This is a genomic window from Paenibacillus rhizovicinus (assembly GCF_010365285.1).
GTDB lineage: Bacteria > Bacillota > Bacilli > Paenibacillales > Paenibacillaceae > Paenibacillus_Z > Paenibacillus_Z rhizovicinus.
This window is the reverse complement of the sequence record NZ_CP048286.1, coordinates 4,308,591-4,322,530: the sequence shown is the minus strand read 5'-3', so window position 1 is coordinate 4,322,530 and position 13,940 is coordinate 4,308,591. Positions and strand designations below refer to the sequence as shown.

General features: G+C 56.0%; 13 protein-coding genes. 5 read left to right on the top strand and 8 right to left on the bottom strand.

Features of this window, described 5'->3' with window-relative positions:
- Window positions 1–525 precede the first annotated feature (525 nt).
- Together tatC and GZH47_RS19425 are read right to left on the bottom strand one after the other, a co-directional pair.
- Window positions 526–1,278 (bottom strand): twin-arginine translocase subunit TatC, encoded by a 753-nt coding sequence (gene tatC / locus GZH47_RS19430; RefSeq protein WP_162642604.1) that lies wholly within the window; start codon window positions 1,276–1,278, stop codon window positions 526–528.
- A 5-nt stretch (window positions 1,279–1,283) separates the two neighbouring features.
- Window positions 1,284–1,505: a MerR family transcriptional regulator gene (locus GZH47_RS19425; RefSeq protein ID WP_162642603.1), complete on the bottom strand. Its 222-nt coding sequence runs from the start codon at window positions 1,503–1,505 to the stop codon at window positions 1,284–1,286.
- 360 nt (window positions 1,506–1,865) lie between these two features.
- Here GZH47_RS19425 and GZH47_RS19420 point away from each other — a divergent pair, with 360 nt between their 5' ends.
- The 3 genes from GZH47_RS19420 to GZH47_RS19410 all read left to right on the top strand — a co-directional run bounded on the left by GZH47_RS19420 (window position 1,866) and on the right by GZH47_RS19410 (window position 4,480).
- Window positions 1,866–3,473: a flavin monoamine oxidase family protein gene (locus GZH47_RS19420; protein ID WP_162642602.1), complete on the top strand. Its 1,608-nt coding sequence runs from the start codon at window positions 1,866–1,868 to the stop codon at window positions 3,471–3,473.
- A gap of 170 nt (window positions 3,474–3,643) precedes the next feature.
- Window positions 3,644–4,201, top strand: a complete 558-nt coding sequence (locus tag GZH47_RS19415) for a RidA family protein (protein WP_162642600.1) — start codon at window positions 3,644–3,646, stop codon at window positions 4,199–4,201.
- A 96-nt stretch (window positions 4,202–4,297) separates the two neighbouring features.
- Window positions 4,298–4,480 carry a twin-arginine translocase TatA/TatE family subunit gene (locus GZH47_RS19410; RefSeq protein WP_162642599.1) on the top strand — a complete coding sequence of 61 codons (183 nt, stop codon included), beginning with the start codon at window positions 4,298–4,300 and terminating at the stop codon, window positions 4,478–4,480.
- A 122-nt stretch (window positions 4,481–4,602) separates the two neighbouring features.
- Here the strand turns inward: GZH47_RS19410 and GZH47_RS19405 are convergent, their stop codons facing one another.
- Window positions 4,603–5,472, bottom strand: coding sequence for a hypothetical protein (locus tag GZH47_RS19405; RefSeq protein WP_162642598.1), 870 nt, complete (start codon window positions 5,470–5,472; stop codon window positions 4,603–4,605).
- 169 nt (window positions 5,473–5,641) lie between these two features.
- Window positions 5,642–6,658: a glycoside hydrolase family 172 protein gene (locus GZH47_RS19400; protein ID WP_162642597.1), complete on the bottom strand. Its 1,017-nt coding sequence runs from the start codon at window positions 6,656–6,658 to the stop codon at window positions 5,642–5,644.
- A 209-nt stretch (window positions 6,659–6,867) separates the two neighbouring features.
- Between GZH47_RS19400 and GZH47_RS19395 the strand changes: the two genes are divergently transcribed.
- Window positions 6,868–7,254, top strand: a complete 387-nt coding sequence (locus GZH47_RS19395; RefSeq protein WP_162642596.1) for a VOC family protein — start codon at window positions 6,868–6,870, stop codon at window positions 7,252–7,254.
- Window positions 7,255–7,533: 279 nt separating this feature from the next.
- On the opposite strand, the gene GZH47_RS19390 is transcribed toward GZH47_RS19395, so the two are convergent.
- Window positions 7,534–8,748, bottom strand: coding sequence for a multidrug efflux MFS transporter (locus tag GZH47_RS19390; RefSeq protein WP_162645327.1), 1,215 nt, complete (start codon window positions 8,746–8,748; stop codon window positions 7,534–7,536).
- A complete protein-coding gene (locus GZH47_RS19385; RefSeq protein ID WP_162642595.1) occupies window positions 8,748–9,320 on the bottom strand; it encodes a cysteine hydrolase family protein in 573 nt (190 codons plus the stop codon). The genes GZH47_RS19390 and GZH47_RS19385 overlap by 1 nt, the downstream gene beginning before the upstream one ends.
- A 122-nt stretch (window positions 9,321–9,442) precedes the next feature.
- Here GZH47_RS19385 and GZH47_RS19380 point away from each other — a divergent pair, with 122 nt between their 5' ends.
- Window positions 9,443–10,060 carry a TetR/AcrR family transcriptional regulator gene (locus tag GZH47_RS19380; protein WP_162642594.1) on the top strand — a complete coding sequence of 206 codons (618 nt, stop codon included), beginning with the start codon at window positions 9,443–9,445 and terminating at the stop codon, window positions 10,058–10,060.
- Between the two features lie 95 nt (window positions 10,061–10,155).
- On the opposite strand, the gene GZH47_RS19375 is transcribed toward GZH47_RS19380, so the two are convergent.
- Entirely contained in the window at window positions 10,156–12,081 is a 1,926-nt protein-coding gene (locus GZH47_RS19375; protein ID WP_162642593.1) for a DUF5010 domain-containing protein, read from the bottom strand.
- A 194-nt stretch (window positions 12,082–12,275) separates the two neighbouring features.
- Window positions 12,276–13,937: a DUF3502 domain-containing protein gene (locus tag GZH47_RS19370; protein WP_162642592.1), complete on the bottom strand. Its 1,662-nt coding sequence runs from the start codon at window positions 13,935–13,937 to the stop codon at window positions 12,276–12,278.
- Between the last annotated feature and the right edge of the window lie 3 nt (window positions 13,938–13,940).

Here is a 13,940-nt window from a genome sequence, read left to right as displayed (position 1 = left end):
GAGTGTGAATTGCTGTATTAGTAGGTTCAAACAAGTGGCGCTAACGAACCCAGTCCGCGCTATTCGCTCCATTTTACGACTTTCTGCAACGTAACGAATCCCAACGGCGCTATTTGGCTGAAACCCCCTGCAAGAAAGCTGTTTACGCCGGAATAAGGTGTGTCAGATTCGTTATTCTTACTATGACGCTCATTTCAGCTGTTTAAGGTGCGTACGGTTCGTTAGAGATTGAAAACAGGAAACGGAAGCAGAAAAACGCCGCTACCACGTTCATCTGAACGGGGAGCGGCGTTTTTCTGCCCTCGGCTACCTGCGCCTCGCGGTCTGCCCTCGGCGACTTGCCTGGCGGACTGCCCTCTGCGACCTGCGCCTGGCAGTCTGCCCTCTGCAACCTGCCTTCGGCTACCTGTGTCTGGCGAGTCTGCCGTAGGCTCTACCTTCATTTGGCCATGCAACGCACGGCGATTTGCGCTTAACGCGTAATGCTGCTCTTAGCATAAGCCAGATTTCACCGTGCCCGCGATGCTACGCGCCCGCGCTTTCGGCCAGCGCTGCGCTCTTCTTCCGCCCGTAGACGATGCTCGACAGCAGGACGCTGATTTCATAAAGCAGCACGAGCGGAATGAAGACCATCATATGGGAGATCAGCTCCGGCGGCGAGATGAGGCTGGCGACGACGACGAGGATCAAGTACGCGTAACGCCGCATTTTGCGCAGCACGGTCGGCGTCAGGACGCCGATCTTTGTCAAGAACATGACGACGACGGGGAGCTCGAAGGCGATGGAGAGCGGGATAACGATGTTGCACATAAAGCCGAAATACTGCGCGACGCCGTACGTCTCGACGAGCTGCATGCTCTTCGTGATCTTGGAGGTGAAGGCGAAGCTCATCGGGAAGACGACGAAATAGCCGAATGCGAGCCCTGTCAGGAAGCAGATGACGCTGTACGGCACGTAACGCAGCGCCGCCGAGCGCTCCTCAGGATGAAGGCCTTGCTTCACGAAGCCCCACAATTGATACAGAATATACGGCAGCGATATCGTAAGCGAGAATACGACTGCAATGGTCATGTACATCCGAATGCCGTCCCACGGCGAGAACACGTTCCATGTCATATTCGAGCCGGGCGGGACGCTCTTCAAATAGCGCAGCACCTTCGGCGACAGATACAGCCCTCCGCCCATCGATACGATGAAGACGGCAAGGATTCGCCAGATTCGGGTCCGCAGCTCGGTCAGATGCCCGATCAGCGTCATCGTTTCTTCAACTACTTTCATGCTCCTCACAACCTTCCGGCTTTTCTCAGCTCGAACGTATTGAATCCGTCCCTCAGCTTATCGTTGATCTCCTTCAGCCTCTCCACGTCCCCGAACGAGTATTTGCGCGCGCCGCCCTTCGAGCGAACCGGAAAAATCAACTGCCGCTCCTCATAATACCGAATTTGCCTTTCCGTCAGTCCCGTCAAATCGCAAACGATTCCGATGCTCATTACTTTGTCAGTCATCGTCCAACAGCCTCCCCTAGTACAAGTAGTCGTTGCTAATCGGGTGACTCTCATTACAGAACATGTTATAAAACATAACACAACTATCTTAGTTGGAAATATAACAGCACTTTGGTTTTAATTCAATGGGTCTGACAGCCCGTCCAAATCTGTTAATTACAATTGAAATCGCTTCCATATTATAGAAAAGCTCTATATTTGGGTGTTTTTACCTAACGATGATTAGTCAATTATTATTTTCTATCAGTCTTATAAACTTTATTTATGTTAGATATTCTCACAAAATATTGGCCCCGCCTAAAAAAACCATGCTACATTGCTCTCAAGTCGGACAGACGAACCACAAAGGAGCTGAAGCGCATGGAAACGAAAGAAACGCCAAACGAATGGTCGCGCAGACAATTTCTGACGACCGTGGGCAAGATCGGCGGTGCCGCTGCCGTATTCAGCGTCATGGGAACGATGGGCTTGTTCACGCCAGAAACGATGCAGGCCGCGGAATACGAGCCTCCTTCCAGCTGGGACTTGAAGGGCACGAACCGTTCCGGCAAGAAAATCATCATTCTCGGCGCGGGTCTCGCCGGTCTGACATCCGCTTACGAGCTGGGCAAAGCCGGCTACGACTGCACCATCCTCGAAGCCCGTGCCCGCACCGGCGGCCGGAACTGGTCGGTTCGCCGCGGCACGACCGTGACGGAAGTCGGCGGACAGAAGCAGGTCGCGCGTTTCGACGATGGCCATTACTTGAACGCAGGCTGCATGCGCATCCCGCAATTCCATGTCACGATGGAATACTGCCGGGAATTCGGCATCCAAATGGAGCCGTTCAATAACGTGAACGAGAGCGCCTATTATTACAATACGGGCGTCAACAGCTCCTTGTCCGACACCCGCGTCCGCAAACGCGCCGCGAAGGCCGATGCGAAAGGCTATATCAGCGAACTGCTGGCCAAAGCCGTCAATCAGCCGGGCCTCGACCTGCCGCTCACGCCGGACGAGAAAGCGAAAGTCGTCGCCTACCTCCGTTCCGAGGGCAACCTCGACGTCGACCTGTTCTACAAAGGCTCGTCGCGCGGCGGCTACAAGGACGAACCGGGCTCGCGTCTCGACGCAGGCGTCATCCGTGATCCGTTCGACATGAAAGCCATCATCAACTCCGGCTTCTCGAGCTTCTTCTCGAGCGAATACGAGTACGATCAGCAAATGATGATGTTCCACCCCGTTGGCGGCATCGATGCCATTCCGAAGGCATTCGAGAAGCGGCTTGGCGGCAAGATCAAGCACAATATGGAAGTCACGGAAATCAAGCATGTCGGCGAGAAAGTCATCGTCTCGTACAAAGATCTGCTGAGCGGAGAAGCGAAGCAAATCGAAGGCGACTTCTGCATTTGCACGATTCCGCTGTCCGTTCTGAAGACGATCAAGCATGACCTGTCGCAAGAAATGACGACGGCGATCAACAATACGAAATACGCGAACGCCGGCAAGATCGGCCTGCAGTTCAAGCGCCGCTTCTGGGAGGAAGACGATCAAATCTTCGGCGGCAACACGCTGACGAACATGGACATCTCCTCCATCTATTATCCGCCGACCAACTACATGGCGAAGAAGGGCCTGCTGCTCGGCTACTACGCGCAAGGCGCCAAAGCGGATAAGATCGGGGCTCTGACCTTCCAAGAGCGCGAAGCGCTTGCCTTGGATCAAGGCAGCAAGATCCACCCGCAATATTATAGAGAGTTCGAATCTTCGTTCTCCGTGAACTGGAAAACGATCAAATACAACATGGGCAGCTGGGTGTCCTACTCGGCCGACGACCGGAAAACGAACTATCCGGTGCTGTGCCGTCCCGACAAACGCGTGTATCTCGCCGGCGAGCACATCAGCTACATTACCGCTTGGATGGCAGGCGCCATCGAGTCCGCGCGCTCCGTCGTCACCGACATTCATGAACGCGTCATGAAAGAATAGTCTTTTACCGCCGCTTATTCTTACCGCCGTTCATGTTCAACGGCATCAACCTTCAACAACGTTTCAATCCTATGGCAATCATGCTCGATACTCGCCTTTTGCAGTTGGCGCCAAGCGCCCTCTGGCGCGGCGTCCCATCCGTTACCAGCCCATTCAGGAGGGAATAACTTATGAAGTTTACTCGTAAAGTTAAAATCGCCGCCGGCGTTATCGTGATTTCCTGCCTGGCCGCGACCGCAAGCGTCTATGCCGCCATTACGCCGAGCAAATATCCGCTCGCTCCGATCTACGAGCCGGAATTCTACGGCAGTCCGAAGTCTTCCATCGCCAGCGCCGTCGCTACGCCGGGCGGCACCGCTACCTTCACGACGAGCGGGACGACGCCGTCCGTCATCAACAAGGACGGCAAAACCGTCTACGAGCGCTACGGCGATACGGAGACGCAAGGCAAGAGCATTTTGGTAAATATCGAGAAGCAGCTGAAAGAGCAAGGCTTGTCGTTGAAAGACGTCACGTACCTGCGCGTCTATGTCGCGCCGGATGCGGCGAAGGGCGGCAAATTCGACTTCGACGGCTGGTTCAACGCCTATGCGAAATATTTCAACACACCGGAAAATCCTGTTAAAACCGCCCGCTCCACCGTCGGCGTCGCCGGCCTTGTCAACGCCGACTGGCTGATCGAGATCGAAGCCGTCGCCACTTATCCGAGCAACCATAATCAAGATTAATCCGGATTAATTCAGCCACTCTGCTTCCCTGGCCGAACCTGTCTTCATGCAGCTGCCGCTGCCGCCTGACCAATTAATCGAATGGAGTTGATTCGCATGTTGCAAAACGTAGGTTTCCCGGGTCTCATGATGATCCTCGTTGTCGTGCTTATTATTTTCGGACCTTCCAAGCTGCCTGAATTGGGCCGTGCGGTCGGACGCACCCTGCATGAATTCAAGGCCTCTGCCAAAGAGCTGGTTGCCGATAACAAAGAAGAAGTCACGGAGAGCAAGTCTTAAGCAAGGCCGCCCCCCGTTAGCGACTGTACCATCCCCCGCAATAAACAGGGCCGGTCTCGTGTCTGCGTCATGCAGCCACGAAACCGGCCCTTCCTATATGCGTGATTCCATTTTGCCAAAGGTCATTCGGCTCGCCCCTTGTACTCCGCAATAGCCTCGAATCGAAGATTCGTCAGCTGGAAGCCGTCTCCCTTGTAGGCGACATCCGCCTCGATGCTTCCCACATACTGAGGCGTAACGGCCTTCTCGAACAGAAGCCCGACGCCGAATGACGCATGCAGCCCATCCGCGCTCGCTTCGAAATTAACGATGCTTCCGATGGCAAGCCGCTCGTTCACATTGCCGAATTCGGCATTCTTGAAGCTCTCCATCGTAATCTCGCTGATCGTACCGTTAACGGAAATCTCCCCGACTCGTTTTCCTTCGCGTTCATGCGCGCTGAATTTCACTTCTTGATTAAGCCCCGACAGATAGTCCGCGCTCTCGTATGTCTTCGTTGCAAGCGGACTGTCCACGCCTTCTTCGAACTCGGCCATATGCAGCTCGTACAACGAAACTCCCGTACCCGAGCCGACATTCAGAATCATCGCAAGCTCCTCATGCCCGTCGCCATCGTAATCGCCGGTTTGCAGAACGGGCGGGATCGCTCTTGGCGTCGCATACAGCCAATCGTAATCGGCCTCGCGCTCGCCCGCCTTCAGCCTTACGCCTTCCGGCTCTTTGGCGTACAAATAGATCTGTTTGTCCGGAATCGATGCCAGCAGCGACAACGTCTCCTTCTCCTCCGCCTCCCGTGGCTTGTCGGCCAAAACGACCTCTGCCGCGTTTGCTGCCTCATTGCGAGCGTTTGCCGTCACCTCGTTCTTCGTCGATGCCTGCGGCTGCGCGCCCGCATGATCCGAATCCGTATTCGCGCACGCTGCCGCCAATGCGCTTGAGACGAGCAAGACGGATAACATTTTGGATACCTTCCACTTCGCGGCGACCGCCATGATTCAGCTCTCCTTGTACAAAATCTCCATTTACTGGTATAAACGCACGAAACCGCCAACATGTTGCCGTTCCAAACCAGTCGATTGCAAACAGAAAAGCGGCTGACGATCGCTCGTCAGCCGCTTTTCTATGCGCTATCGCGGTTGTCCCTATAGGTGTCCAGTCCGTTTATGGAATCGATTGATGATCCGTATCGCGTACTCTGTACATGCTCATTAACGCGTCCACGGGCAGCTTGTCCGGCAGCGCCGCTGCACGGTCCTGGTACCAGTAAGCCGTCGACGAGAACCAGTACGGTTTCAAGTGGCTGCCTACCCAAGGGTTAATGAAAGCGAGGCTGAAGCTTTCTTGGAACGCGATCGCGTCGCGTTCGTGGAAGCGGTACATGCTGATCATCGAGCGCAGCGTATCCTTCATCGGCACGCCGTGCAGCTCGCCGAAGAAATCGCCGTCGCGGAAATACCAGCCCCCGTTGAAATAATCTTCGAGTCCGGTACCGACGATTGTCGGCTTCTCCCGATCTTCCGTATCGATGTAGACGTATTCCGGCGCTTCCAGGTAGGAGAGATAGTTCAGCGATTCTCCTTGCATGGATAGGCTGCAGCCGACATAATGTCCCCGCCCCTGAATGTCTACGAGCGGAAGCGGATCTTCCGCGTTCAACCGGCCCGTGCGGAACAGGCAGTGGAAACGGCCCGAGCCCTCAGGCAGCGTGTCGTATTCTTCGTAATTGGCGTTGAAGAACACTTCGACCGGAATGCTGTCGTGCAAATTTTGCAGCTCGATGCGCACCTTCTCGTACGGCATCGGGAAGTAGCTGTAGAAGCCGCCGCTCGACATGCCGAGATACCGCGAGGTGTAATGCTGGAATTCGCAATGGCCGTTGCCGAAGAAATCGCCGACGGGCGCTTCGACGGAAGGGAATTCTTCCCCGTCCCAATACATGCGGATAATGATTTTCTTCAACGTAGAAGGATCATTGACGGAACCGGTATCCCAATGACGCCAGAACCACCCGGGGAACGTCAGCCACAACCGGCTGATCAAGCCGGGCTTGTCGCTTTCGGCCACGGTAACCGCGGGGCCTCCAGGCAGCAGATTTTTGGTTTTGCCTTTCGTAACCGGATCGAAGGTCGTGAATTGCTTGGACGTTACATAACGCAGGTCTGACAGGCTGGTAAACATTTCGTCTCGTCTCCATTCATCCAAATATCGCGATTTCGCCATGGTCGGTAACGGCGCTATCTGAATGAATACTTCAACGGGTTAACGTGAATTCCTCCATGGAAGCGCTCTTTATTTCATGAGGCTAAGCTTTATTATTTACAAGGAAATGGATATGAATTGCCGAATATGTAGGCGTAGGCATTCATTCAATGGCGGGAGTGATAAGCATGTCGGAAAAAATACAAAGCAAGATCAGCCATTTCTCCGCGATCCGGTTCGTTGCCGATCGCAAGCAGGCGTTAGACTATTACGCCAAGCTTGGCTTCTGGTGCGACTATGAAATGGGCTTCGTCGAGCGCGAAGGCCTCCATATGATCGTTCATGAAAGCGATGCAGAGCACGTGAATGCCATTTCTCCCAATAACGAGATTCATGGCCCGCATGCGGTGGATCTCTTCGCCATGGTAGAAGGCATCGAGGAGCTGTACGAGGAGTTCCAAGCCAAGGGAGCCGTCCTCCATTATCCGCTCCGCACGAACGATTACCAGATGAAAGAGTTCGCGATCAAGGATCCGGAAGGGTATACGATCGGGTTCGGTGAGTCGTTGATCTAAAGCGCTGGAGAACGCCGCTGCGCGTGCGGATCGATGATCTAAAGCTGGAGAACGCCGCTGCGCGTGCGGTTCGTTGTTCCGATCGCTGTTGTCCCCGGATTTTTTGGATAAATGGCTTAGCGGTTAAAATCCGGAAACAAAGGCGAACGCTGACGCTTCTCCACAATCGACCGCTCGCTCCGCTTTGTTCCTAGCCTTTAGATTTTATGTAAATAATGAAAAAGTCACGTTGAATCAGCACTACATGATCCAACGTGACTTTTTTATTTAACGCAATACTCACGCTCCCTGCGGCATCCCCGTTCGCAGGTTAAGCTTCCGATAGACTTTCCAATACACCCACGCGGCATTGACGAATAACAACGCGCCGGTTATCAAGAAGACATACTGCACGCCCAAATACGCCGCCACCTGCCCGCCAAGAATCGCGCCTCCGAAGACGCCCAGATACCCCGCCGACATATTGAAGCCGAACACTCTGCCCGTCAGCGCCGACGGCGTGATCTTCTTGACCAGGACGCTGACGGAAGGCATGAGCCCCCCTGCCGCCAAGCCGAATAAGAAACGAAGCCCCATCAGCTCCCACACGTTGCCGACGAAAGCCTGCGGAATGAACAGCAGGCCGGACGCGATCAAAGCGAACAGCATGACCTTGTGCGCGCCGATGCGATCCGACAGCTTCCCCAGTCTTGGAGCGGCGACAATATTGGCCAGGCCCGAAGCCGAGAAGGTCAACCCCGCGAGCAGCGCGACATGGCCGCTGCTGCCGGACAGCTTCTCGACATAGACGGTGACGACAGGCTCCACGGAATACAAAGCTACCGTGAGGATGAAATAGGTGACGAACATCGTGACCGTCAAGCTCTTCTCCGGCACCAGCTTCCACACTTCCTTCATGCCGGGCACTTTCTTCTTAGGCTCGCGGACGAAATCTTCCTTGACGAACAGCAGCGTCGTCACGAACGCGATCATCAGCATGCCGCCCGTGATGAAGAACACGTATTTCAAGCCGAAATTCATTTCGAGAAACCCGCCGATAAGCGGTCCGAGCAGCGAGCCTGAAATCCCCGCCGTAGACAGCGTGCCGAGCGCCCAGCCCGCGTGGTTCTTGTCGGTTTGCGTTGCGATCAATGTCGTGCATGCCGTGCCATACCCTGTGATGATGCCTTGCAGCAAACGAAGGCCGACCAACTCAACCACATTATGCGCGAAGCCCATGCTGAACACGACGACCGCCATGCCCAGACTCGCCCGCAGCAGCATCGGTTTCCGTCCGTACTTATCCGCGGCCAGGCCCCAAATCGGCGAGAACAGCGCGGACAGGATGAACGTAATCCCGAAGGCCAATCCGGAATATTGCGCTATGGCTCCCGCATCCTGCACGCCAAGCTGCTTGATATACAGCGGCAGCACCGGCGCGAGCTGGCTCATGCCCACGCTCGTGACGAACATGCCGAACCAGCAGACGAACAGGTTTCTTTTCCAGATCGGCATCAGGAATTCCGCAGCGCGTTGATCCAAGCATCGACGGTCAGCACTTCTGCCTGGCGAGGGAACACCTTCTCGGCGAGCACGCGGTGAACTTCGGGATCCATGTCGAGGCAAGCATCCGATAGCACCGTAAGCCTGAAGTCTTTATCCGCCGCTTCCCGCAGCGTCGACAACACGACGCCGCTCGTCGAGATTCCGCTGAGAATCAGCGTGTCGATTTGGCGGCCGCGCAGCAGGACCTCGAGGTCGCTGCCGGAGAAGGCGCTGACGCGGCGTTTCGTGACGAGCGGTTCGCCCGGACGCGGCTGCACGGAGACGTGAATTTGCGTCGCTCCGTCGGACTCGCTCATGCCGCCGGAACCGGCGTGCGCGGAGAAAGACTTATTATTCGGACTGATTTCTGGGTAACCTTCGCGGAATGCGACTCGCACATAGATGACTTGAATGTTATGTTGACGGGCGGCTTCCACAGCCTTGCGAAACGGCTCAAGCACCGCTACCTGATCAGCGAAACGCGAGACGATGCCGTTCTGCAAATCCATGACCAGCAGGGCTGTAGTATTGAAGGATGACATACGTTGAACACTCCTTTATTCCTATGCTAATATTAAGCGGAGAACTCTCCTCTTGATATTAAGCGGAGTGGTCTCCGCTTGTCAATAACTGCTTTTCACCGATAACGAGGAGGTGATGCGCCATGAACGAGACCGAACCAGTCCCGCCGCGTCCCGAACGCCGCGATGCCGCCGAGAACCGCCAGCGCATCCTGCAGGCGGCGCTCGAGCTGTTCGAGCTGCACGGCGTCGCGCAGGTCAGCATGAATCAAATCGCCACGGAAGCGAAGATCGGTCCGGGGACCCTCTACCGCCGGTATCGCAACAAGAGCGAGCTGTGCCTCGATTTGATTAAGGACAACCTCGTGCAGGTGTTCGACGATATCGAAGCGTATTTGGAGGAGAACCGACATGCTTCCCCAGCAGTCAGACTCCGCGGACTTATCATTCTATTCATGAGGTTCCGCGAGAAGAAATCGCAGCTGCTGACCGGCGTGGAGGACGCAACATCATCCCCCAATCGACCGAACTCGCGCGCGAAGAGCCCGCTGTACAACGAGCTGCACGAGATGTGCGTCAGGCTGTTCGACGAAATTACCGCAGCCGAAGCCGGGCAAAGCCCGCCGAACAGCACGTTCAAGGCCGATATGCTGTTAATGGCGTTAAGCAGCGATGCTTATCTCTTCCAACGGGACGTACGCGGCTATTCGTCCGAACAAATCGTGGAGCAGCTTTGTTTGACTTTCATCCCGTCTCGCTAAGATTCTCTCCTTAAACGCACAAGAAAGCCGTGCCTCCCTACCGACAGTAGAGAGACACGGCTTTTTGCCGTAGTTGTGACTGCAAACGCAGTAGCCTAATTCGTCCAGTAATTGATGTTGAAGTCGCCGCCTTTGACGAATTCAAGGCGAACCGTATGGTACGAGCCTGCCGGGAACGTGAATGTTCCGGCGTTCACCGTCTCGTATTTATCCGCGCCGCCGGTGTTCGGCACCTTGATCGTCGGGCCCGCTATGCCGTCGATGACGAACCGGAACCGTTTGCCTCCGGTCTTCGAAGCGACGCGCGCTTTCAAGGCAACCGCGCCTTGCAGCGGAACTTCCTTCCACTCCAGCCACTCGCCCGAAGACGCGTCGACGCTCCAGCCGCCTCCGGCGTCCGTCGTTGCCTGGACGTCCATATCGCCGTCTCTGTACAAGCCGTAGCTGTTGCCGGCCGTCGTGTCGGAGTAGCCGTCCGCGCTTTCCGCCTCCACCCTCATGCTCGAAGGGAACGGATTCTGCGAGTAGCTGCGCAGAATATTGATCATCTGATTCGGATAATCATAGTGGGTTTGATCGTAATCTCCGTCTCTCCCCCGCCACATCGCCGCGTTCTCTTCCCAATCGGAGAAGCCTTCCACGAGCGTCACCAGGCTGCCAGGCACCGTCTCATGCAGATTGTCCTTGAACGTCTGTCCGTGGTTCGGGTCGATCTCCATGTTCGTGGAACCGACGACGAAACGGAAGGACGGCACTGCCACGCCGTAATTGCGGCCTTTGAAATACGTAACCGACTTGCCGCCCGGCACGTTGAACCAGCCGTCGACGCCGTCCACCACGTCGGCGACGGTCGGATCTTCCGACAGCCAGGACTGGTCGACGATCATATACGGATCGACGCCGAACTCCGCTTGCGCCTGCTGCTTCACGTATTGAATCATTTTCTTCAAATTGCCGTTGCCTTGGTTCGTGAACGCGAAGTCGCCGATGCCCCATTCATAGATAACCGGTCGGCCGTCGATCTTGAACCGCAGGTTGTCCGGCACCGCCTGGAAGAACGCGCGCAGGTTATGATCCCAAATGTACTGGTACCCGCCTTCGCCCGTTCCGTCCGCATCGCCGACGTCGAACACCGGATCATAGCCGCCCGTGTTGTGCTTGAAGGCGTTCTTCTTGTCCGTCATCGAAGCCGGCGTATCGTCGAGCGCGCTGATCTTCAGCTGGTCGCCCGCGCCTCTGCGGTTAATGGCCGCGACCAGGCCGCTGAGCTTGCGCGTATCGCCGCCGCTGTTGGCGGCCTTCGCCGGATCGAGGTAGCCGCGGATCGTCGGCGCCACGAAATCAACGCCTGCCGATGTCAGCTCTTCGACGTAATTGTCCCAGAACTTGGACTCGTCCGCCGAGCCTTTGAACAAGGGCAGGTTGTAGATATGGTTGCCTTGGTTATTGTACGGACCGCCGTGCAGCGTCGAATCGGAGAATCCGAACGTGACGCCCAAGTAGTGCGGTCCGGAATAGATCGGGCTGGACACGATGACCCGCTCGAACGTTTCCGCTGCTCCCGCCGTCGCAGCGGTCGCCTTCACGGGCACTGTCGACGACGCCGAGGCCGTGACATACAGGCCGTTGGCATTCGACTTGAGATAGACATTGTCGCCGCCGGCGTCGATGATTTGGAACTTCTCGTTGTCCCCGATCGTCGTCGCGGTCGGAATCAATTGATCGTTCGCTTGCTTGGACACGAACTTGTTGTTCGCGTTCGCTTGCAGGGCATACAGGCCATCGCCCGCATCGCGAACGACGAATTGCTCCCAGACGCCGACTGCGGTGCGGTTCGCGAGCATCGGATCGTTGCCCGCGTTCTCGGCGGTGACGATCATGCCGTTCGCCTGCGCTTTGAACGCGATCGTCTCGCTGATGACGGCCGACGAAGCGGTGGTCCGGTCCGGGGAAGCCATGAAAAAGGGCACAGCCAATAAGAATGCGATTGCCGACAGCAGCATTCTTTTTCTCGTTTTCATTATTAGCAAACCTCCATGCGTATAGGTTATATTGCTGGATATGCCTATACCGCCGCTAACCGAGCGGTTCGCGGTCAGATGTCTGTCTTCGGGGCGTGCCTGCCCGCACTTGCCCCCTCTCCCGTAGGACGGTTCGTTTCGTTATCCTTCGGGAGCCATGCCGCCGGCACGGCTCCCGCGGCAACCTTTATTCCTTACTTCTTCAAGAATGCGTCGATTTGGCGCTGCTTCTCCGCAATGATGTTATCGACGCCGGCTTTTTTCAGCTTGGCTAGAAACTCGGCGTATTTCGAATCCTGCTGCGCTTGCGTGCCGGAGCCGCTCTCTAAGATTTTGCGATATTCGGCCACGACGGCGGACACTTTGGAAATTTCGGATTTCACCGCATCCGGATTGAACTCGAAGCCGGCGATGACGGATTTCACGAAATTGTTCGGGTCCGTAATGTAGGCGATCGACGACTTATCCGTTTCGGTGGCGTTAGCCGACAGGCGCGTGTTCTTCCACGGCGTAACCATCCACCATTGGTTGTTGAACGTCTTGGTTGCGTCCAGCCCGTCCGGGTACTTGTATTGGTCGTCTCCGACGGCGATGAAGTCCTTGCCTTCGATGCCGTAGAGGTACATATCGCGAATTTCTTTGTCCGCATAGATCAAGTTCAGGAACTTCAGCACCCGGTCCGGGTTCTTGGAGCTCGGGGAGAGCACCGTGAAATTGCCGGCTTTGAACGAACTGACCATCTTCGTTCCCTTCTCCATGAAGACGGCATCCACGCGGGCGCCGGCTTCGATCTTCGACAGCGCCTCGGAGCGGTCGCCCAGCCAGCCTTCCGGCGCGTTGCCGATGCCGCCGATCGTGCTCACGTCCGTATTGGCATCCGTCGTCACCGTCGATTTGCTGAAGAGGGAATCCCGGTCGACAAGCCCCTCGTCCCAGTTCATTTTCGCCCACTTCAGGTAGTCCTTGTATTGCTGGCTTTCGAACTGGTTGATGACCTTCGGCTCGTTGTTAAGGAGCATGCCCGGGGAATTGAAATCGTTGCTCGGGATGAATTCCCGCTGCGTGCCCAGGAAGGCGATCGATTGGTAGCTGCCCGTGTACTCGCCGTTGAACCGGCCGCCGATTCTCGTTTTATCCGCAGCCATGACTTTCTTGGTGAACGCGGTAATGTCGTCGATCGACTTGAAGCTGTCTGCCGTGAACCCGTATTTGTCCGCCAGATCGGCCCGGTACGTGTAGACCTGCGGATATTCAAGCGGGCCCGGAACCGGAATGCCGTAGATCTTGCCGTTATATTTGTTCGTATCGATGTAATCGGCCGTCAATCCGTTGTACAGGTCCGGCGCGTCCTTCTCGAAGAGATCCGTAATGTCCATGGCGCCGTTCTTGCTCAGCACCTGGGCGTAGTTCTGCCACCAGCCGTCATAGAAGAAGTCGAAGTCCTCGCCGGCGGCCAGCTTCACCAGAATTTGATCTTTGTAGCTGTCCCACGGAATGTATTGGATGCTTAAGGTCGCTTGGATTTTGTCGGTTAGTTTCTCGTTGAGCGCTTTCATGACTTCGTCGTAACGCTGCGGCTTGTCGCCCGGCAAAATCAGCTTCAAGCTGACTTGGTCCAGCTTCTCGGGCTGCGCGGTATCGGCTGCCGCCGCGTTTCCGTCCGTCCCCGTATTCGCATTCTTGGATGCGTTCGCACCATTGCTCGTGCTTCCGTTGTTCGCCGCCGCATTCGTGCCGGATTCCTTATTGCCGGTGTTGCTGCCATTGCCGTTATTGCCGTTGTTGCTCGAGCAGCCTGCGGCTATGAGCGTGACCGCCGCTGCGAGCAGCGTAAGTTTGGAGAGACGCTTGCTCATCTG

Coding starts and splice junctions, on each gene's coding strand:
- tatC (WP_162642604.1), bottom strand. CDS start 1,278: ATGAAAGTAGTTGAAGAAACGATGACGCTGATCGGGCATCTGACCGAG.
- GZH47_RS19425 (WP_162642603.1), bottom strand. CDS start 1,505: ATGACTGACAAAGTAATGAGCATCGGAATCGTTTGCGATTTGACGGGA.
- GZH47_RS19420 (WP_162642602.1), top strand. CDS start 1,866: ATGGAAACGAAAGAAACGCCAAACGAATGGTCGCGCAGACAATTTCTG.
- GZH47_RS19415 (WP_162642600.1), top strand. CDS start 3,644: ATGAAGTTTACTCGTAAAGTTAAAATCGCCGCCGGCGTTATCGTGATT.
- GZH47_RS19410 (WP_162642599.1), top strand. CDS start 4,298: ATGTTGCAAAACGTAGGTTTCCCGGGTCTCATGATGATCCTCGTTGTC.
- GZH47_RS19405 (WP_162642598.1), bottom strand. CDS start 5,472: ATGGCGGTCGCCGCGAAGTGGAAGGTATCCAAAATGTTATCCGTCTTG.
- GZH47_RS19400 (WP_162642597.1), bottom strand. CDS start 6,658: ATGTTTACCAGCCTGTCAGACCTGCGTTATGTAACGTCCAAGCAATTC.
- GZH47_RS19395 (WP_162642596.1), top strand. CDS start 6,868: ATGTCGGAAAAAATACAAAGCAAGATCAGCCATTTCTCCGCGATCCGG.
- GZH47_RS19390 (WP_162645327.1), bottom strand. CDS start 8,748: ATGCCGATCTGGAAAAGAAACCTGTTCGTCTGCTGGTTCGGCATGTTC.
- GZH47_RS19385 (WP_162642595.1), bottom strand. CDS start 9,320: ATGTCATCCTTCAATACTACAGCCCTGCTGGTCATGGATTTGCAGAAC.
- GZH47_RS19380 (WP_162642594.1), top strand. CDS start 9,443: ATGAACGAGACCGAACCAGTCCCGCCGCGTCCCGAACGCCGCGATGCC.
- GZH47_RS19375 (WP_162642593.1), bottom strand. CDS start 12,081: ATGAAAACGAGAAAAAGAATGCTGCTGTCGGCAATCGCATTCTTATTG.
- GZH47_RS19370 (WP_162642592.1), bottom strand. CDS start 13,937: ATGAGCAAGCGTCTCTCCAAACTTACGCTGCTCGCAGCGGCGGTCACG.